Annotated in this window: 17 protein-coding genes; 5 read left to right on the top strand and 12 right to left on the bottom strand. The window is 72.7% G+C overall.

Annotated features, from left to right (window positions below):
* Positions 1 to 19: 19 nt before the first annotated feature.
* From BM419_RS21870 to BM419_RS21845, 6 genes are all read right to left on the bottom strand, one after another.
* A complete protein-coding gene (locus tag BM419_RS21870) occupies positions 20 to 2,248 on the bottom strand; it encodes a TonB-dependent siderophore receptor (RefSeq protein WP_091927651.1) in 2,229 nt (742 codons plus the stop codon).
* 130 nt (positions 2,249 to 2,378) lie between these two features.
* Positions 2,379 to 3,266: an acid phosphatase gene (locus tag BM419_RS21865; protein WP_091927650.1), complete on the bottom strand. Its 888-nt coding sequence runs from the start codon at positions 3,264 to 3,266 to the stop codon at positions 2,379 to 2,381.
* Positions 3,267 to 3,415: 149 nt separating this feature from the next.
* Positions 3,416 to 4,270 carry an alpha/beta fold hydrolase gene (locus BM419_RS21860; RefSeq protein ID WP_091927649.1) on the bottom strand — a complete coding sequence of 285 codons (855 nt, stop codon included), beginning with the start codon at positions 4,268 to 4,270 and terminating at the stop codon, positions 3,416 to 3,418.
* 26 nt (positions 4,271 to 4,296) lie between these two features.
* Entirely contained in the window at positions 4,297 to 5,142 is an 846-nt protein-coding gene (dapD, locus tag BM419_RS21855; protein ID WP_091927683.1) for a 2,3,4,5-tetrahydropyridine-2,6-dicarboxylate N-succinyltransferase, read from the bottom strand.
* A gap of 51 nt (positions 5,143 to 5,193) precedes the next feature.
* Entirely contained in the window at positions 5,194 to 5,685 is a 492-nt protein-coding gene (locus BM419_RS21850) for a cyclic nucleotide-binding domain-containing protein (protein WP_091927648.1), read from the bottom strand.
* Positions 5,686 to 5,750: 65 nt separating this feature from the next.
* The gene (locus BM419_RS21845) at positions 5,751 to 6,437 is read right to left on the bottom strand and encodes a response regulator transcription factor (RefSeq protein WP_020094282.1); all 687 of its coding nucleotides are present in this window, start codon (positions 6,435 to 6,437) and stop codon (positions 5,751 to 5,753) included.
* A 377-nt stretch (positions 6,438 to 6,814) separates the two neighbouring features.
* Between BM419_RS21845 and BM419_RS21840 the strand changes: the two genes are divergently transcribed.
* On the top strand, positions 6,815 to 7,372 hold the full coding sequence (locus BM419_RS21840; RefSeq protein WP_020094281.1) for a L,D-transpeptidase family protein: 558 nt from the start codon (positions 6,815 to 6,817) through the stop codon (positions 7,370 to 7,372).
* 33 nt (positions 7,373 to 7,405) lie between these two features.
* Here the strand turns inward: BM419_RS21840 and BM419_RS21835 are convergent, their stop codons facing one another.
* Positions 7,406 to 8,113 carry a YggS family pyridoxal phosphate-dependent enzyme gene (locus BM419_RS21835; RefSeq protein ID WP_170855234.1) on the bottom strand — a complete coding sequence of 236 codons (708 nt, stop codon included), beginning with the start codon at positions 8,111 to 8,113 and terminating at the stop codon, positions 7,406 to 7,408.
* 268 nt (positions 8,114 to 8,381) lie between these two features.
* On the opposite strand from BM419_RS21835, the gene leuS reads away from it, so the two are divergent.
* Complete coding sequence (gene leuS, locus BM419_RS21830; protein ID WP_091927647.1) at positions 8,382 to 10,967, top strand: leucine--tRNA ligase; 2,586 nt, start codon at positions 8,382 to 8,384, stop codon at positions 10,965 to 10,967.
* A 370-nt stretch (positions 10,968 to 11,337) separates the two neighbouring features.
* Here the strand turns inward: leuS and BM419_RS21825 are convergent, their stop codons facing one another.
* The 3 genes from BM419_RS21825 to BM419_RS21815 are packed head-to-tail and all read right to left on the bottom strand — an operon-like array spanning position 11,338 to position 13,859.
* A complete protein-coding gene (locus BM419_RS21825; RefSeq protein WP_091927646.1) occupies positions 11,338 to 12,123 on the bottom strand; it encodes an ABC transporter substrate-binding protein in 786 nt (261 codons plus the stop codon).
* Positions 12,124 to 12,138: 15 nt separating this feature from the next.
* Positions 12,139 to 12,909, bottom strand: coding sequence for a TerC family protein (locus BM419_RS21820; RefSeq protein WP_091927645.1), 771 nt, complete (start codon positions 12,907 to 12,909; stop codon positions 12,139 to 12,141).
* Complete coding sequence (locus BM419_RS21815; protein ID WP_091927644.1) at positions 12,906 to 13,859, bottom strand: lipid kinase; 954 nt, start codon at positions 13,857 to 13,859, stop codon at positions 12,906 to 12,908. The genes BM419_RS21820 and BM419_RS21815 overlap by 4 nt, the downstream gene beginning before the upstream one ends.
* 302 nt (positions 13,860 to 14,161) lie before the next feature.
* On the opposite strand from BM419_RS21815, the gene BM419_RS21810 reads away from it, so the two are divergent.
* The 3 genes from BM419_RS21810 (at position 14,162) to BM419_RS21800 (ending at position 17,560) form a co-directional block, all read left to right on the top strand.
* The gene (locus tag BM419_RS21810) at positions 14,162 to 15,007 is read left to right on the top strand and encodes a hypothetical protein (RefSeq protein WP_026605104.1); all 846 of its coding nucleotides are present in this window, start codon (positions 14,162 to 14,164) and stop codon (positions 15,005 to 15,007) included.
* 233 nt (positions 15,008 to 15,240) lie between these two features.
* A complete protein-coding gene (locus BM419_RS21805) occupies positions 15,241 to 16,515 on the top strand; it encodes a thermonuclease family protein (RefSeq protein ID WP_091927643.1) in 1,275 nt (424 codons plus the stop codon).
* A 4-nt stretch (positions 16,516 to 16,519) separates the two neighbouring features.
* Complete coding sequence (locus BM419_RS21800; protein WP_091927642.1) at positions 16,520 to 17,560, top strand: aldose epimerase family protein; 1,041 nt, start codon at positions 16,520 to 16,522, stop codon at positions 17,558 to 17,560.
* Between the two features lie 25 nt (positions 17,561 to 17,585).
* On the opposite strand, the gene BM419_RS21795 is transcribed toward BM419_RS21800, so the two are convergent.
* Both BM419_RS21795 and BM419_RS21790 read right to left on the bottom strand, forming a co-directional pair.
* Positions 17,586 to 17,942 carry a hypothetical protein gene (locus tag BM419_RS21795; RefSeq protein WP_244540825.1) on the bottom strand — a complete coding sequence of 119 codons (357 nt, stop codon included), beginning with the start codon at positions 17,940 to 17,942 and terminating at the stop codon, positions 17,586 to 17,588.
* 24 nt (positions 17,943 to 17,966) lie between these two features.
* A complete protein-coding gene (locus BM419_RS21790) occupies positions 17,967 to 18,311 on the bottom strand; it encodes a hypothetical protein (protein ID WP_056533547.1) in 345 nt (114 codons plus the stop codon).
* Positions 18,312 to 18,317: the final 6 nt, after the last annotated feature.

Genomic DNA, 18,317 nt, shown 5'->3' with positions numbered 1-18,317 from the left:
CGGCCCCCGCTCCCGGACATTACCAGCGGTAGATCAGGCTGCCGATGACCGTCGCGGGCGCGCCGCGGTAGCAGAACCCGGCCTGGCAGGTCGTGTAGCTGCGGTCGAAGATGTTGGACGCGTTGATCTGCGCGCGGAAGCCCCTGTACTTCGGGTCGAGGGCCGCGAAATCGTAGGCGACCAGCGCGTCGAACAGGGTCACGGTCGGGTTGCGGACGGTGTTCTCGTCGTCGGCGAAGCTCGTCCCGGCGTAGCGGATGCCGCCGCCCAATTGCAGGCCGGCCAGCGGCGAGCCGGGCGCGAACTGATAGGTCCCGAAGGCGGTGAAGCTGTCGCCCGGGATCCCCGAGAGGGCGTTGCCGTCGATCGGCCGCCCGGTGACCAGGGAGGTCTGGCGCAGATAGCGAAGGTTGAGGTGGGTGTAGGACAGCGTCAGGTTGGTTCCCGGCGCGAAGTTCGCCGTCAGCTCGGCCTCGAACCCTTTCGACTCGACCGACCCGGTCGCGACCTGATTGGCGATGTTGTTGGGATCCTGCCGCAGGAGCGACGATTGCACGATGTCGAACCCTGAGAACGACGTCGTGATGTTGGTGTTCGGGATGGCCGCCTTCACGCCGGCCTCGATCTGGTCGCCGGTCGCGGCCTTGAACGGGTTCCCGTTCACGTCGACGCCGACCTGCGGCGTGAAGGTCGTGGCGTAGCTGGCGTAGGGCACCAGGAAGTCGGTGAGCAGGTAATTCAGGCCGATGCGGCCCGAGAAGGCCCGATCGGTCTGGTCGGCGACCGTGTCGGCCGTCCGGTCGCTCGTGTTCTGGAAGACCCAGTCGTGCCGGCCGGTGAGGGTCAGCACGAAGCGCCCGAGCTTGGCCTGATCCTGCAGGTAGGCGCCGATCTGATCCTGCGCCTGGCTCTGGAAATTCGTGTAGCGCGGCCGGGCGATGACCTGCTGCCCGTAGTTCAGGGTCAGGAGGTTGAGGTCCGGCGCGGCCCCGAAACCGAAGGCGCGCGTGTAGTCGTAATGGGCGTAATCGACCCCGCCGATCAGGGTGTGCTGGATCGGACCGGTGGTGAAGCGGCCCTCGAGCTGGTTGTCGAGGGAGATCTGGCCCAGCGTGTCCAGGTAGGCGCCGGCCGTCCGCGCGCCCAGGGTCCGGGCCGGGTTCAGCCCCGTGATCGACGTGTAATCGTAATCCGCGCGGACGTCGTAGTAGCGAAAGTTCTGACGGAAGATCAGATCCGGCGAGAACCTGTGCTCGAAAGCGTATCCGACGCGATATTGCTGCTGCTTGTACTGGTTGAACGCCGGATCTCCGGAGTAGAAATTGGTCACCCGGAAGCCCGGGTCGTTGTAGAAGAAGGACGTTCCCGGCAGGCGCGACTCGAAATACTCGCTGAGGAAGGTGAAGCTGGTGTCGGAATCCGGGCGCCACGTGAAGGACGGGGCGATGAAGGTGCGGTCGTCGTCTCCGCCGGGCAGGTAGGTGTTGGACTGGCGCTTCACGCCGGTCACGCGGTAGGCCATCGTCCCGTCCGTGCCCGCCACCGGGCCGCCGATGTCGAAATTGCCCTGGAAGCGGTCGTAGTTGCCGGCCTGAAACTGCACCTCTCCGAAGGGTACGAAGACCGGGCGCTTCGAGGTCGAGTCGACGATGCCGCCGGGCGAGCCGAGACCGTAGAGGCCCGAGGCCGGACCCCTCAGGATGGTGACCGCGTCCAGCCCGTAGGGCTCGCTGCGCGGGATCGTCAGGCCGACGGCATTGAGGCGCAGGCCGTCGCGGAAGATGCCGTTGTAGGTCGCGCTGAAGCCGCGGATGTAGAAGGCATCGTAGCGGGGATCGAAGCCGAACACGCTGCTCGACACGCCCGGCGTGTAGGCGATCGCCTGGGCCAGATCCTGCACGTTGCGGTCGTTGAGCTGCTCGCGGGTGACCACGGAGACCGATTGCGGGGTCTCGAGCAGGGGCGTGTTGGTTTTGGTCGCCGCGGGGCTCACGCGCGCCACGTAGCCGGTGACGCCGGAGGGGCCGCCGCCGCCGCCGCTGGTGGCCGCGCCGCCGCCGTCGCCGCGGCTGACATTGCCGCCGCCGCCGCCGACGCCCGTCGGGGCCGCGGCGGCCGGGCGGGCGGCCTCCACGGAGATCTCGTCGAGCTGGACGGCGGCGCCCTGGGCGGCCACCGGAACGAGGGCGACGGTGGTCAGCGCGGTGGTGGCGAGGAGCAGACCGGACGGAGCGGAACGAAACGACATCGGGGACCCACGAACGCGCCTCTACACGGCGCCCGGGGCTCCCGTACCATCGATCACGGCCGCTCGATCAAGCCGAAAACGTGTTGTAAATCACACACTTAGAAGCGTTCAAATCTACAATCGTTCGCGCCTAGAACTCGAGCGGGGGCTCCCGCAGGGCGGTCGCCTCCCGAGTGCAGGCGGCCTGATCAGGAACCGTCCCAGGGCTGGCGAGGGCGCCGCGAAGCTCAGCGCGGGCCTTGTCGAGATCGGCGCGGAAGGTCGCGTCGCCCATCAGGGCGGCGAAGACCGCGGTGCCGGTCAGGCGTCCCGCGGCCACGTCGCTGAGCCAGTGCACGCCGCAGACGATCCGGCTCTCGCCGTAGGCCCGGCCGCGGGCCACGATCGGGGTCGCCTTCTCGGGCACCAGGGACGCGAGGATCAGCGCGTAGGCCCAGCCCTGCGTGGCGTGGCCCGACGGGTAGCTGAAGCTGTCGGCCAGGGCCTGACTGCGCTGCACGCAGATCGGCGCCTCGTTGCCGACGAACGGGCGGAGGCGCCGGTAATGGACCTTGGGTCCCCGCGTCGCCCGGGCGAGATCGAGACGGGCGCGCTCCAGGAGGTTGATCACCGCCGGCACCCGCGCCTGATCGATCCGGGTGCCGAGCACGCAGGCGAAGTTCTCCAGGACGGCGGCGGCGCCCTCGGACACGTCGTTGGCGGCCAGCTCCCAGCGCGGCGACCCCTTGAGGGCGCGGGTGCTGTTGAAGGCCGCCCGGTCGGCCTTGTCGAGGGGCGCGTCGTGGGCCGGCGGGGAGGGCAGGAACTGGACGGCGTCCGGCACCGCCGCGTCGGCCAGATAGGGCTTCACGGCCGGCTTGCCGGGCTTCAGCGTGTCGGCACCGAGGGACGGGGCCGCCGGTGTTGCCGGGGGGGCCGAGGGGGCTGGGCGGGGGGAATCCTCGGCCCGGGCCGCGACGGCCAGGAGGAGGGCGAGGGCGGCCGGGGCGAAGAGGGGCAGGGACGGCGTGCGCAGCATCGGATCCGGGACTCTCTCGGATGGAATCTGCGGGGCGCGCCCGCTGCCGGAGGAACGGCTCAGCCGGCCCGTTCAGTCCCTGCACAGGCACACACGCCTGTCCAGGGCGGGGCGGCGGCGATCCGGGCCGCTTGTCACACGCGCCGCGCTCACGCCGCCCGGATCGCGGCGGCCACGGCGTCCGGATGCTCCTCGTGCGGGCTCAGGGCGCCGGGGATCGCGGCGCCGGTCACGCGGCCGCCGGCGACGAGGGCGTCCATCTCGGCGCCCGAGCGCCGCGGGGCGCCCGCGGGGCGCAGCACCAGGGTCGGCGGCAGGCCGTCGCCGAACAGGGCCAGGAAGGCGTCGCGGCTGCCCACCGGGTCGAGGCCGCCGGTGACGAAGGCGGCGGTGCCGAAGCGGCCGTTGCGCTGGCGGGTGATGGCGTGCTTGTCGCGGATCACCGCCGGGGTGACCCGGGCCGCGTCGGCGTAGACGTGGGCGCGCATCATCCGGCCGATGATCGGCGGGCTGATGTTGATCCGGTAGAGCGCCTCGCCGAGGAGCGGGGCCTCCACGGCCCGGCGGATGCGCGGGAACCAGTGCGCCCGCCCCGGCATCGCGGTGGGCAGCGGTCCCCGCCAAGTCGGGGCCACCAGGACCAGCCGCCCGAAGGCCCCCGGGTGGCGCCGCGCCGCCGCCACGAGGTAACCGGCGGCGTGGCCGGCCGCGACGCCGAGGGCGTAGGGGCCGGGCGCGGCCACCAGCAGGGCGTCCAGGAAGGCGTGGAAGGTCGCCGGGGCGAGGGGGACCCGCGCCCGCGGCCGGGCGCCGAAGCCCGGCCAGTCGGGGACGAGGCAGCGGTACTCCGTCCCGAGGCGACCGGCGAGGCCGCGCATCTCGGCCCGCGCCGAGATGGTCGACAGGGCCGGGAGCAGGAGCGCGTCCGGCCCCGCCCCGATCCGGTCGCAGGGGGTCGGCACCGTCCGGCCCGCCACCGTCAGGGTCAGCTCGGACGTCTCCATCGCGCTCCCGCCAGGTCCCGGATGAATCAGGTGCGCAGCAGCTCGTTGATGGCGGTCTTGGACCGCGTGCCGGCATCGACGCGCTTGACGATCACCGCGCAGTAGAGGCCCGGGCCCGGCGTGCCGTCCGGCAGCGCCTTGCCGGGCATCGTGCCCGAGACGACCACCGAGTAGGGCGGCACCCGGCCGTACATGACCTCGCCGGTGGTCCGGTCGACGATCTTGGTGGAGGCGCCGATATAGACGCCCATGGACAGGACGCTGCCCTGGCCGACGATGACGCCCTCCGCCACCTCGGCGCGGGCGCCGATGAAGCAGTCGTCCTCGATGATCACCGGGTTGGCCTGGAGCGGCTCCAGGACGCCGGCGATACCGGCGCCGCCCGAGATGTGGCAGTTCTTCCCGACCTGCGCGCAGGAGCCGATCGTCACCCAGGTGTCGACCATCGTGCCCTCGCCGACATGGGCGCCGAGATTGACGAAGCTCGGCATCAGCACGGCGCCGGGAGCGATGTAGGAGCCCCGGCGCACGAAGCAGCCCGGCACGGCGCGCAGGCCCGCGGCGCGGAACTCGGCCTCGCCCCAGCCGGCGAATTTCGACGCGACCTTGTCCCACCAGGGCGCGCCGCCGGGGCCGCCCTCGATCGTCGCCATGTCGTTGAGGCGGAAGGAGAGCAGCACCGCCTTCTTCAGCCACTGGTTCACCACCCAGTCGTGGTTGCCCGACTTCTCGGCGACGCGGGCCTTACCCGAATCGAGCAGCTCCAGGGCCGCCTCGACCGCCTCGCGCACCGCGCCCTTGGTGGCGGTCGACACGTTGGCGCGGTCGTCCCAGGCGGCTTCGATGGTCTGGGCGAGATCGGAGTGGGGCAGGCCGGCCTGGGACATGGAACGGGTCAGAACTCTTGCGGCGGGAGCCCGTGCTTACAAGCGGTCACCGGAGCTGTCACCTGAGGAGATGCCGTCGATGACCTCGAGCAGTTCGCGGACCTGATCGAGATCGGTCACCAGCCCGGCGAGGTCGTCCGCCAGAGTGTCGTGGACCGCCCGCGCGGCGGCGGGGAACTCCTCCAGCACGCGGCGCATCAGCATCGGGGTGATCCGCATCACCGCGGCGCTCCCCTCGGCCCGGGCCTCGGTCGGGCGCGTCCCGCGCACGAACAGGGCGAGCTGGCCGATCAGGGCCGAGCGCCCGGCCCGCACCGGCTCGGCCGCTGGAACCCGGGGCTCCAGGCGGATCGTGCCCGCCATCACCACGAAGCCGCCATCGGCCGGATCGCCGCGGGCGAAGAGCAGGTCGCCGTCCGCGAGGTCGCGCCGCTCGGCCGCGAAGGTCAGCAGGCGCAGGGCGTCCCGGTCGAGGAAGCCGAACAGCGGCGCGGCCGCGAGGATCGCGATATCGTCGTCGAGCCCCAAGAACGCCTCACCACCCTGCGCATACGCGAACCCGCCGGATCGCCTACACGTAAAGCTTCAATTCGTCAGGGCAGCAACTTGTATCCGCCGCCCTCGGTCACGAGGATCGCGGCGGTGGCGGGGTTCGGCTCGATCTTCTGGCGCAGCCGGTAGATATGCGTCTCCAGCGTGTGCGTGGTCACCTGGGCGTTGTAGCCCCAGACCTCGGCCAGCAGGGTGTCGCGGTTCACCACGGCCCGGCCCGCCCGGTAGAGGAAGCGCAGGATCGCGGTCTCCTTCTCGGTGAGCTTCAGCTTGGAGCCGCGCTCGCCGACGAGGAGCTTGGCGCCCGGGCGGAACGTGTACGGGCCGATCTGGAAGACCGCGTCCTCGGAGGCCTCGTGGCTGCGCAGGTGGGCGCGGATCCGGGCCAGCAGGATGCCGAACTTGAACGGCTTGGTGACATAGTCGTTGGCGCCGGCCTCCAGCCCCTCGACGTGGTCCGCCTCGGAATCCTGGGCGGTCAGCATGATCACCGGGCCGCGGAAGCCGGCGGCGCGCATCCGGCGCACGGCCTCGCGCCCGTCGAGGTCGGGCAGGCCGACATCCATGACGGCGAGGTCGATCCGCTCCGCGGCGACCCGCCGGATCGCGTCGGTGGCGTTGGCCTCGGTGAAGACCGTGAACTCGTCGCAGAGATCGAGCTGCTCGGTTAGGGTATCGCGCAGGACCGCGTCGTCGTCGCAGATCAGCAGGCGGTAGACATTCGGCATCGTCCGGGCCCCAATGCGTGCTGCGGGAGGGGCGAGGGCCGCCTGCCGGGTGCAGCATGCGATGATGTCAGATCTCGGCAGGATCGCGCGACGACCCTACCCAGGCTTGTGTTTCCGCATCCTTTCGCCGCCGTGACAAGCGCCCCGGCGAACGGGCTGCGGGATCGGGGGCGCGCCGCTCCGGGATCACGGCGGCGGTCCCCGCGGCGCGGCGGGGGGCTGGCGCGCTCCCGAATCCCGGCTCGGCGGCCCGGGTTCAACCGAGAGATAGAGCATCCTTTGTGGCCGGAAGTTGCCTTGTGCGCAATTTTTCACCGGTTCGAAGTACCGATCCCGGGCATAAGGCCCCGGGACCGGGCGGATTCGGGAGGACGGAGATGCGGCGGCCGAGCAGGGGACCCATCCGCCTGACCCTGGGGGAGATCCGCGTCCGCGCCCTCGTCGGGGACCGGCGGCGCGGGCAGCTCCTCGTCGGCCCGGCGGTGATTCCCTGCGCCCTCGGGGCGGGCGGGATCGTCGGCGACAAGCGCGAGGGCGACGGCGGCTCGCCGCGCGGGCGCTTCCGCCTGCGCGGCGGCGCGTACCGGCCCGACCACCTCGCGGTCCGGCCGCGCACGCTGCTGCCCCTGCGGGCGACCCGCCCCGACGACGGCTGGTGCGACGAGAGCCGGGACCGCCGCTACAACCGGCCGATCCGCCTGCCGGCCCCGGGGGTCAGCGCCGAATCGATGTGGCGCGGCGACGGGCTCTACGACGTGGTGATCGACCTCGACTACAACCGCGCCCCGATCCGGAAGGGGCGGGGCTCGGCGATCTTCCTGCACATCGCCCGGGACGGCTACCGCCCCACGGAGGGCTGCGTCGCCCTGGCCCGGGCCGATCTCCTGCGCCTGCTCGGGCGCCTCGGGCCGCGGACGCACCTGCGGATCGGCTGAGGCCCGGGCCCAGGTTGAGGCCCGGGCCCAGCGTCAGGCCTTCCGGGTCCGGGCCCCGAAGATCGCGGTCCCGACCCGGACATGGGTGGCGCCGAGCTGGATCGCCGCCGGGAAGTCCGCGCTCATGCCCATGGAGAGGATCGGCAGGTTGTGCTCGTGGGCGAGCCGGGCCAGCAGGGCGAAATGGGCGGAGGGCGGGTCGTCCGCGGGCGGGATGCACATCAGGCCCTGGATCGCCAGCCCGTGGGTCTCCCGGCACTCCGAGAGGAGGGTGGCGAGCTGGTCCGGGAGCACGCCGCCCTTCTGCGGCTCCGCGCCGGTGTTGACCTGGATGAGCAGCTTCGGGGTCCGGCCGGACCGCTCGATCTCCTTGGCCAGGGCCGCCGCGAGCGACAGCCGGTCGAGGGAGTGGATCACGTCGAACAGCGCCACCGCCTCCCGGGCCTTGTTGGATTGCAGCGGCCCAACGAGGTGCAGCTCCACGTCCGGGAAGCGGTGGCGGAGGGCCGGCCACTTCGCGGTGGATTCCTGGACGTAGTTCTCGCCGAAGACGCGATGGCCGGCCTTCAGCGCCGGCAGGATGCCCTCGGCCGGGACGGTCTTGGAGACCGCAACGAGTTGCACTTCGGCCGGGTCGCGCTCCGAATCCTCGGCCGCGCGGGCGATGGCGGCGCGCACCTCGGCGAGCCCGGCCGCGACATCGGCCTGACCGACGGGGAGCTTGTCGGTCCTCTGTCCCATCCCATCGGTCGGAGGGGCATTCGTGCCGGTCGTCGCGTCGTCCATGGCGTGCCTGTCCTGTCGCTGCCGGGCGTCGGTCTGCGTGGTATGAGCCTCGGCGCGCGTCGTCGTCGCGCCTGATCCCCGCCGACCTATGCGTTCGCGCGCCCCGCGCAAGCCCGAATCGCGCGCCGCGTTGACCGGCTGCGGCGCAGATATGCTATCGCGGCGCGACCGTGCCGTGGTCATCCTTCGGAATGACCGACGAGCCCCTGACGCAGCCGGATCCATGACCGCCAGCACCGCCCCCCAGCCCGTCGAGCGCTACAACGCCAAGGATGCCGAGCCGCGCTGGCAGGAGGCCTGGGCCGAGAAGCGGCTGTTCGAGACCGACAATGCCGACGGCCGCCCGAAATACTACGTGCTCGAGATGTTCCCCTACCCGTCGGGGCGCATCCACATGGGCCACGTCCGCAACTACGCGATGGGCGACGTGGTCGCCCGCTACAAGCGCGCCCGCGGCTTCAACGTGCTGCACCCGATGGGCTGGGACGCCTTCGGCCTGCCGGCCGAGAACGCCGCCATGGAGCGCAAGGTCAACCCGCGGGACTGGACCTACGCCAACATCGCGTCGATGCGCGACCAGCTGAAGGCCATGGGCCTGTCGCTCGACTGGAGCCGGGAGATCGCGACCTGCGATCCCGACTATTACAAGCACCAGCAGCGCATGTTCCTGGACTTCCTGGCCAAGGGCCTCGTCACCCGCCGCACAGCGAAGGTGAACTGGGACCCGGTGGACCACACGGTGCTGGCCAACGAGCAGGTGATCGACGGCCGCGGCTGGCGCTCCGGCGCGCTGGTGGAGCAGCGCGAGCTGACCCAGTGGTTCTTCAAGATCACCGACTTCGCCGAGGACCTGCTGACCGCCCTGGACGGGCTGGACCGCTGGCCCGAGAAGGTCCGGCTGATGCAGAAGAACTGGATCGGCCGCTCGGAGGGCCTGGAGGTTCAGTTCGCCCTGGCCCGGCCGGTGGCCGGCGCGGCCGATCCGGTGACCGTCTACACGACCCGGCCCGACACCCTGTTCGGCGCCAAGTTCCTGGCGATCGCCGCCGACCATCCCCTGGCCGCCGCGCTGGCCGAGGGACGGCCGGAGCTGCAGACCTTCATCGAGGAGTGCCGTCGCACCGGCACCGCCCAGGCCGCCATCGACACCGCCGAGAAGCACGGCTTCGACACCGGCCTGACCGTCCGCCATCCCCTGGACCCGTCCTGGGAGCTGCCGGTCTACGTGGCGAACTTCGTGCTCATGGAGTACGGCACCGGCGCGGTGTTCGGCTGCCCGGCGCACGACCAGCGCGACCTCGATTTCGCCAACAAGTACGGGCTCGGCAACACGCCCGTGGTCTGCCCGGAAGGGCAGGATCCGGCGAGCTTCGTGATCACCGACACCGCCTATGTCGAGGACGGGCGGATGATCAACTCGCGCTTCCTCGACGGGATGCGCACGGACGAGGCCTTCGAGGCCGTGGCCCGGCGCCTCGAAGGGGAGGGGGTCGCCCGGCGCAAGGTCCAGTTCCGCCTGCGCGACTGGGGCGTCTCCCGGCAGCGCTACTGGGGCTGCCCGATCCCGATCATCCACTGCGACAGCTGCGGCCCGGTCCCGGTGCCGGTGGCCGACCTGCCGGTGAAGCTCCCCGAGGAGGTGTCGTTCGATCAGCCCGGCAACCCGCTGGAGCGCGACGCGGCGTGGCGCAACGTGTCCTGCCCGCATTGCGGCGCGCCGGCCCGGCGCGAGACCGACACGATGGACACGTTCGTCGACTCGTCCTGGTACTACGCGCGCTTCACCGCGCCCTGGCTGGCGGACGCGCCCACTGACCGGGCCGTGGTCGACCGCTGGCTGGCGGTGGACCAGTATATCGGCGGCATCGAGCACGCGATCCTGCACCTGCTCTACGCCCGGTTCTTCATGCGGGCGATGCGCGAGACCGGCTGGGCCGGCGTGGCCGAGCCCTTCGCCGGCCTGTTCACGCAGGGCATGGTCGTCCACGAGACCTACAAGGACGCGGCCGGCGCCTGGGTGCCGCCGGCCGAGATCCGCTTCGCCACCGAGGAGGGTGAGCGCCGCGCGTTTCACGTGAAAACTCAGGCGCCGATCGCGATCGGCCCGATCGAGAAGATGTCGAAGTCGAAGAAGAACGTGGTCGACCCCGACGACATCATCGCGAGCTACGGGGCCGACACGGCGCGCTGGTTCATGCTGTCCGACTCGCCGCCCGAGCGCGACGTGATCTGGACCGAGGAGGGCGTGCAGGGCGCGGCCCGGTTCGTCCAGAAGGTCTGGCGCCTGGTCAACGCGGCCGGGCAGGCGGCGGGCGACGGCGCCGCGGACCTGACCCTGCGCAAGGCGGCCCACCGGGCGCTCGCCTCCGTGCAAGACGATATCGAGCGGCTGCGCTTCAACCGCTGCGTCGCCCACATCTACACTCTGGCCAACGCCCTGGAGGACGGCCTGCGCGGGCCGGTCTCGGCCGGTGCCGCCCAGGAGGCGGCCGGCATCCTGGTGCAGCTCATCGCCCCGATGATGCCGCACCTCGCCGAGGAGTGCTGGTCCGTCCTCGGTCGCGGCGGCCTCGTCGCCCAGGCGCCCTGGCCCGAGACCGAGGCGGGGCTCCTGGTCGAGGACGAGATCACCCTGCCGGTCCAGATCAACGGCAAGAAGCGCGCGGACGTGACCGTGCCGCGGGACGCCGACGCCAAGGCCGTGGAGGCCGCGACCCTGGCGCTGGAGGCCGTCCAGAAGGTGCTGGAGGGCAAGGCGCCGCGGAAGGTGATCGTGGTGCCGGGGCGGATCGTGAACCTGGTGATGTGATCCGGCGTCCGGTTGATGGCATCGATCTGACCGTCTTTGCGAGCGGAGCGAAGCGATCCAGCGGCACGACGCCCACCGAGGTCGCGCTACCCTGGGTCACTTCGCTTCGCTCGTGATGACGGAGCGCGTGACGCCGGCCGAGAGCCTCCTCGGGACATGGAGAGGACCCCGGATCGTGACGTTCCGCTCGATCCTCTGTCCGTCCGTAGATCCGATCGTGAGGTGCCTGCCCCGGCAGGCCTCGAATGAGGGATCCAGTCGGCCGCACGAGCCCTGAAAGGGCTCCTTCGAGGCTCCTTCGAGGCTCCTTCGAGGCGCCTTCCGCTCGCACCTCAGGACGAGGTGTGCGGGTTCGATGGCCGCCGATAACTCATGGCGCCGCCAGATCCGGATCCTGTCCGCTGGCCTCCAGACCGCGCCGCACCAGCCCGTCCCGCTTCGCCCGCGCGACGAAATCCGCGAGATACGCGGCGCCGGCCGGATGCCCGACCGGCATTCCCATCGCCTGCGGGATCTCCATGAAGTGCCCCGGCAGCAGCCGCACCTCCGGGTGGGCCGCCGCGTGGGCGGCGAGGGGCTGGTGGACGCCGGCCGCGACGTCGAGCCCGTCCCGGGCGAAGGCCGTGACCGCCTCGGCCGAGGTCGGCGCCCGCACCAGGGTCGCGTGCTGCAGCGCGCGACTCAAGAACAGGTCGTAGGCGCTCCCGCGCCCGACCGACACGCGCACGCCGTCGCGGTCCACCGCCTCCAGGGACCGGATCGGCGAGGCGGCCGGCACGAGGTAGCTGCCGGCGATCAGCACGTAGGGCTCCGTGAAGGCGATCCCCTCGGCCCGCTTCGGGTCAATCGCCAGGAAGCAGATGTCCCAGGTCCCGGAGCCCGCCGAGCCCGAGACCGCGCCGGCTCCCGGGAAGGTCACGAACGCCACCGGCACGCCGAGCCGGGCCGCCAGCGCCCGCGCGAGGTCGACCGAGACCCCGGCGGGGCCGTCGGCGCCGGCCTGCGCCAGCACCGGGTTGCCGAGGTTGATCGCCGCCCGGAGCGTGCCGGTGGGGGCGAGGTCGTGCAGGACCGTCGGATCGGGCGCCATCGGTTTCGTCTCCGCGTGGACGGCGGCGGGGAGGAGCATGAGGAGGAGGGCCGCGCGGATCCGCATGACGGTCGCTCCCTCTCAGGCGCGCCGCGCCGGACCGGTCGACGCGGGGGCGCCGTCCCGGACGGGACGGCGGCGCCGGCGGGCCAACATGTTGAGGCCCTCGACGCCGGCCGAGAAGGCCATCGCGGTGTAGATGTAGCCCTTCGGCACGTGCGCGCCGAACCCCTCGGCGATCAGCGTCATGCCGATCATGATCAGGAAGCCGAGGGCCAGCATCACCACGGTGGGGTTCCGGGCGATGAAGGCCGAGAGCGGCTCGGCGGCGACCAGCATCACCACCACGGCGACCACCACCGCCACCATCATCACCGGCACGTGCTCGGTCATGCCGACCGCGGTGATGATCGAGTCGATGGAGAAGACGAGGTCGAGGAGCAGGATCTGGCCGATCGCCGCGCCGAAGCCGATCGTACCCCCGGTCACGCCCGGGGTCTCGGGCTCCGGATCCACCGTGTGGTGAATCTCCTTGGTCGCCTTCCAGAGCAGGAACAGGCCGCCGCCGATCAGGATCATGTCGCGCCAGGAGAAGTTCTGGCCCAGCACCGAGAAGACCGGCTCGGTCAGGTGCACGATGAACGCCACCGTGCCGAGCAGCCCCAGCCGCAGGATCAGCGCCAGCCCGATCCCGATGCGCCGCGCCCGCGTCTGATGCTCGGGCGGCAGCTTGTTGGTCAGGATCGAGATGAAGATCAGGTTGTCGATGCCGAGCACCGCCTCCATCACCACGAGCGTGGCGAGGGCAGCCCAGACGGCGGGCTGACTGGCGAGCTGGAGCAGATCGGTCACGGGCGCGGTGCCTCGCTGGTCGGGAACAGGCGGCTCCCGAGGGCCGTCAGGTCGAAGGGGGCCGGTCCGCGCACCGGTTCGGGCGCCAGGACCTGCAGGATCTTCGGGAAGACCTTGAAATGGGCGGGCGTGTGCGTGGTCAGCTCGCCGTCGGTGTTCACCGGCCGAGGCCTGCGGGTCGAGAGCCGGATCTCCTGGGTGTGGAACGCCCGCACGTCGGCGGCCCGGCCGTGCGTGCCCCGCCGCAGGGCGGGCAGCAGCGCGAGGAGCCGCCACCAGTGCTTGATCTCCAGGCTGTAGAAATCGAGCTTGCCGTCGTCGACCGCGGCACTCTCCTCCACGGTCATGCCGCCGCCGTAGTGGCGCCCGTTGCCGACCGAGACCTGGATCGTGGTGACCTTCTCCACCACGCCGTCGTGCTCGATCGTCACCGTGAAGGGCCGGACCCGGCGCAAGACCCGGACGGCCGCCACCGCGTAGCCGAGGACGCCCCAGGTCTTCTTCGATTCGGACGTCAGCTCGCCCGCGAGCTCCGCCGAGAAGCCGATGCTCGCCACGTTGAAGTAGTAGTGGCCGTTGACCCAGCCGAGATCCACCGGCCGCGCCTGCGCGGTCGGGATGAAGCGGGCCGCCGCCAGGGGGTCGAGCGGCAGGTTGAGGGAGCGTGCGAGGTCGTTCGCCGTGCCGAGCGGCAGGATCGCGAAGGGCAGGCCGCTCGCCACCAGCGCGGGCGCGGCGTAGTTCATGGTGCCGTCGCCGCCGCCCAGGATCACGAGATCGACCGCGCCGGCCCGGTCGCGGATCACGTCGCGGCAATCGGCTTCCGGCGGCGGCTCCTCCGGCTCGATGCCGCCCGCCCGCAGGATCTCCCGCACCTCGTCGAGATCCAGGGCGCCGTTGCGCGCCTTGGCGTTGCAGAGCAGCAGGGCCCGGCGCGGCTGGGTGCTCATCGCGCGCTCCCGGGAAGCGGGCCGGAGGGCGACTCGGTCTCAGGTCGGGCCAAGGGAGCCTCGGTGCACGGGGGAGCGGGCAGTCTGGAACGCGGTAGGAAACCCGGGACCGGCCAAAGGCCAAGTCTGTCCCCGACTTGGTACCCAAACGCACGAACGCAACCCCATCATCCCCGCAATTCCGGGCTGGTCGCCGTCGCGGAGTTCGGCAGGATGTGGGCGCGCCCGAGCCCTTCGTGGAACCCCCGACCCACGCGGGCGCGTTCTCCATGATGCCCGCCCCGGCCGCCAGGAAGGCACCGATGTCCGCCACACGTCCCGTCCGTCCCCAGGCCCTCGCCCTCGGCATGCTCCTGCCGTTCGCCCTCGCGGGCGGTGCCGCTGCCCAGAGCGCCTGGGTCGACCCGCCGCCCCGGGCCGCCGCGCAGGCGCAGGGTTCCGCGCAGGGTCCGGGAAAGGAATCGGCGCAGGAGGCGGCGAAGGAATCGACGAAGGACGCGGCGAAAGCGCCGGTGCGCGCCGCCGAGCCGGTCCGGCAGGCCGCCAGACCCGAGCCGGGCGAGGACGCCCTGCCGAAGGCGGCGGCCACGCGGGCGCCGGGACCGAAGCGGGCGGCCGCCCTGGAGCGTCCGCCGGTCCGGGAACACCTGCACCACCCCGCGCGCCACCCGCACCGGCTCGCCGAGACGCCGGCCGCGACCGCCCCGGCGCCGGGCGCGTCGGCGGAGCGCGTGGCCGCCGCCCGGGCGCTGACGACGAGCTACCTCGCCACCGTCTCGGGTCCGAGCGACACCATGGTCGGGGCCGCGACCCAGTATTACGCGACCCGCGTGCGTTTCTACGGGCGGCCGATCACCACGGCGGCCCTGGTCGCCGAGAAGCGCAGCTTCGTCCAGCGCTGGCCCGAGCGGCGCTACGAGCCGCGGGCGATGCGCGCCGCCTGCGACACCGAGACCTGCACGATCCGCACGATCGTCGATTTCCGCACCGCCAATCCGGGCCGGGGCGCCGTGTCCAGCGGCGAGGCCGAGCTGGTCCTGGAGGTGGGTTTCGCCGGGACGCGGCCCTACATCCTCGGCGAGACCGGTCGCGTCCTGCGGCGGAGCATCCAGGCCGGAACCCTGGCCGCCTCGCCCGGCAAGGCGTAAGAGCCGCGCGTCGCGGTCCGCCACCGCGCGGCGGGCACGGGCTCGCCCGGGGTGTGCGGCGGCCCCTACAAGAACGCCTGCAAGGGCGGCTAAAAGGGCGCCAGCGAGGGAAGCGTGCGGCGGGGCGCGTCGCGGGATCGGTCCTGCGGGTGGGGCGCCCGCGGGCGCCCTTCGTCGGGAGGCGCGATCGAGCTTCCTTCGCGCCGCGCGTCGGTGATGCCGGGATCGGGTGAATGACGTCTTCAACGGTGGTGGAGCAACAGGAGACGGAGCCGGCCCGGCCGGTTCTCGACAGTCCCGGCCGCCTCGCCCTGCGCGAGACGATCCGGGCCGAGATCGCGCGCGCGCGTCCGCGTCCCGTCGCGGTCCGGACCCTGGAGCTCCTGGCCGAAGCCGCCTGCGCCCCGGACGAGTCCGGGACCGGCCTCCGCGTCCTCGACCGCCACGGGGCCGCGCGGCGGCGGGAGGGCACCTCCGAGCCGATGACCCTGGCGGACCTCGTCGCGGAGCTGCGCGCGCGCCATCCCGCCCTGTTCCTGCCGCCGGAGCCCGAGCCCGAACCGGCCCCGGCGACCGCCGAGGAGGCCCGGGACTCGTCCCTGCTGAGCGGCGCCTACGAGATGAAGGCCGCGACCGCCCGCTTCGTCGGGACCCAGTCCGAGCGGGCACGCTCCCTGGCGGAGCGCTCCTCCGAGCAGGGCCGCGTGCTGGCGCAGACCGCCGCCGGCCGGTTCGCCAGCCTGCGGACGAACCTGCGCGGACGCTTCGCCCGCCCGCCCGTCGACGCGGAGGCCGGGCCCGCCGCGGGCGCGGATCCGGCGGCGGCCTGGAACAGCGGTCCCGGACGGTTCGGCGAGACGCTGCGCGACGGCCTCGGCCACGTGCGCGACCGCCTCAGCCTCGGCGGGGGCGGGATCGATGACGGCGCGCGCCGGCAGCGCCGGCTGCTCCTCGGCGCCGTCGCCGGCACCCTGGTGGCGGTGCTCGCCGCGGGGCTCGTGCTGGACCGCTCCGCGCCGGAATCCGGGCGCCCCGCCGCCCCGACCGCTTCCCGCACGGATCCCCGCGCGGAAGCCCCGAGCGGCGCCACGCCGAACGCGCGGCCCGCAGGCCCCCCGGCCTCGGCCCCCGACACGGTGACGCCGCCCCCCGAGACAGGCGGCGATCCCGAGCCCGACGCGCCGCTGCCGCCGAACGCCGTGACCGGACAGGCCCAGGTGATCGATACCGCGACCCTCAAGGTCGGCGGCAAGGTCGTGCATCTGTTCGGCGTCGAGTGGGTGCGGGGCGGCCAGGCGGAGGAGCTGGCCCGGTACATCGGCAACCGGTCGGTGACCTGCCAGCCCGCCCCCGGCAGCGCGAACATGAACTGCCTCGTGGACGGGCGCGATCTCTCCGAGGTGGTGCTGTTCAACGGCGGCGGCCGCGCCGCCCCGGAGGCTAGCCCGGAGCTGGTCGCGGCCGAGGACCACGCCCGGAGCGAGCGGCTCGGCGTCTGGAAGCGCTAGCCGGATGCCGGCCGAACCGTTCGGCACGACGGCGGACGGCCGACCGGTCGGCCGCCACACCCTGAGCCGGGGCAGCCTGCGCGTCGCCGTCATCGAGTACGGTGCGGCCGTCACGGCGATCGAGGTGCCCGACCGCGCCGGCCATCCGGCCAACGTCGTGCTCGGCCTCGACACCCTGGCAGGCTACGAGACCGTGAGCCCGAGCTTCGGCGCGATCGTCGGGCGCTACGCGAACCGCATCGCGGGCGGGCGCTTCAGCCTCGACGGGCACGACTACCGGCTGCCGGTGAACGAGGCCCCCAACACCCTCCACGGCGGCCCGGAGAATTTCGGCCGGCGCCTGTGGCGGGCGGAACCCAGCGACGCGACGCGCCTCGTCCTGAGCCGCCGCTCGCCGGACGGGGAGGAGGGGTTTCCGGGCACTCTCGACGTCCGCGTCACCTACAGCCTGCCCGCGGAGGGCGTGCTGCGCGTGGACTACGCCGCGGTGACCGACCGGCCCACGGTCCTGAACCTCACGAACCACAGCTACTTCAACCTTGCCGGCGAGGGGGCGGGCAGCGTCCTCGGCCACGTCGTGCAGGTCGAGGCGGACGCCTTCGCGCCGACCGACGCGACTCAGATCCCCACCGGCGCGCTGCTGCCGGTCGCCGGGACGCCGTTCGATTTCCGCGCGCCGCGGGCCCTGGAGGCGCGGATCCGCGCCGGGGACACGCAGCTTACCTACGCCAAGGGCTACGACCACACCTTCGCGCTGCGCGGGGCCGCCGGGACGCTGCGGCCGGCCGCCACCTGCGTCGATCCCGGCAGCGGGCGGCGGCTCGACGTCTGGACCACGCAGCCGGCGCTGCAGCTCTACAGCGGCAACAATCTCGACGGGCGCCTGATCGGCCCGTCCGGGCGGATCTACCGGTCGGGCGACGGCGTCTGCTTCGAGACGCAGGGCTTTCCGGACGCGCCGAACCAGCCCGGCTTCCCCTCCGCGGTCCTGCGGCCGGGCGAGACCTTCGCGGCCGCCACGGAGTTCCGGTTCTCGGTCGTGTGATGGTCGTGTGACGGCCGCGGCGCGCTCAGGCCGCCGCGCGATCGAGCGCCCGGTGCGCCGGGATCGCGGCGGCCGGGGCGGCGGGATCGGGACGCCGCGCCTCGCCGAGCGCCAGGAGGGCGGCCTTCACGGCGGCGAGCCGCGACGGCTCGCCCTCGGCCATGCCCTCGGCGGCGGCGACCTCCTTCAGGTACTCGTCCCAGGCCCAGCGCCGCAGGATCTCCCGCTTGCAGCTCGGCAGCAGCCGGGGATGATCGCGCAACGCGGCCGGGGTGTCGAACACCGCGGCCGGGTTGACCAGGGCGCGCTCTAGGTCGGGCAGGCGCGCGGCCGCCGGGCCGGGCGGGATGGCGTGTCCGATTCCGATCGTCCCATCTTGCATGGTTGCCTCCCTGGACGGGCGCGCTCAGCCGCCGAAGAGGCCGAGGCGCGCCGCCGATTGGACGGCGAAGCTCGCCGCGAAGGACAGCAGGGCCGCGTCCCAGGCGGTCAGGTGCCGGGCGTTGGCCGGCGGTCCGGCCCGCGTGATCGCCCGGCCGAGCCACGCGAAGCCCGACAGGCTCAGCAGGGCCGCCAGCACCCAGGGCAGGGCGGGCGCCGGGCAGGGCGCCGCCAGGGCGAGGCACAGGGCCACGGACAGGAGCCAGCGGCTGAGCACCGTGCCGTCGGTGGTCCGCGCCGGCCCTCCGCGCCGGCCGCGCCGTGTCCGGGGCAGGAGCCCGTGCCCACCCCGCAGGTCGAAGGTTGCCATCGCGCG

Source organism: Methylobacterium sp. yr668, assembly GCF_900116245.1.
Classification (GTDB): domain Bacteria; phylum Pseudomonadota; class Alphaproteobacteria; order Rhizobiales; family Beijerinckiaceae; genus Methylobacterium.
Note: the sequence above shows the minus strand (reverse complement) of the source record. Positions and strands in the feature narration are given on the sequence as shown.

Bases quoted from the DNA above. Each gene is read 5' to 3' on its own strand.
- BM419_RS21795 (WP_244540825.1), bottom strand. From the start codon at position 17,942: ATGCAAGATGGGACGATCGGAATCGGACACGCCATCCCGCCCGGCCCG.
- BM419_RS21810 (WP_026605104.1), top strand. From the start codon at position 14,162: ATGTCCGCCACACGTCCCGTCCGTCCCCAGGCCCTCGCCCTCGGCATG.
- BM419_RS21790 (WP_056533547.1), bottom strand. From the start codon at position 18,311: ATGGCAACCTTCGACCTGCGGGGTGGGCACGGGCTCCTGCCCCGGACA.
- BM419_RS21805 (WP_091927643.1), top strand. From the start codon at position 15,241: ATGACGTCTTCAACGGTGGTGGAGCAACAGGAGACGGAGCCGGCCCGG.
- BM419_RS21840 (WP_020094281.1), top strand. From the start codon at position 6,815: ATGCGGCGGCCGAGCAGGGGACCCATCCGCCTGACCCTGGGGGAGATC.
- BM419_RS21835 (WP_170855234.1), bottom strand. From the start codon at position 8,113: ATGGGACAGAGGACCGACAAGCTCCCCGTCGGTCAGGCCGATGTCGCG.
- BM419_RS21865 (WP_091927650.1), bottom strand. From the start codon at position 3,266: ATGCTGCGCACGCCGTCCCTGCCCCTCTTCGCCCCGGCCGCCCTCGCC.
- BM419_RS21825 (WP_091927646.1), bottom strand. From the start codon at position 12,123: ATGCGGATCCGCGCGGCCCTCCTCCTCATGCTCCTCCCCGCCGCCGTC.
- BM419_RS21860 (WP_091927649.1), bottom strand. From the start codon at position 4,270: ATGGAGACGTCCGAGCTGACCCTGACGGTGGCGGGCCGGACGGTGCCG.
- BM419_RS21845 (WP_020094282.1), bottom strand. From the start codon at position 6,437: ATGCCGAATGTCTACCGCCTGCTGATCTGCGACGACGACGCGGTCCTG.
- BM419_RS21815 (WP_091927644.1), bottom strand. From the start codon at position 13,859: ATGAGCACCCAGCCGCGCCGGGCCCTGCTGCTCTGCAACGCCAAGGCG.
- BM419_RS21870 (WP_091927651.1), bottom strand. From the start codon at position 2,248: ATGTCGTTTCGTTCCGCTCCGTCCGGTCTGCTCCTCGCCACCACCGCG.
- leuS (WP_091927647.1), top strand. From the start codon at position 8,382: ATGACCGCCAGCACCGCCCCCCAGCCCGTCGAGCGCTACAACGCCAAG.
- BM419_RS21800 (WP_091927642.1), top strand. From the start codon at position 16,520: ATGCCGGCCGAACCGTTCGGCACGACGGCGGACGGCCGACCGGTCGGC.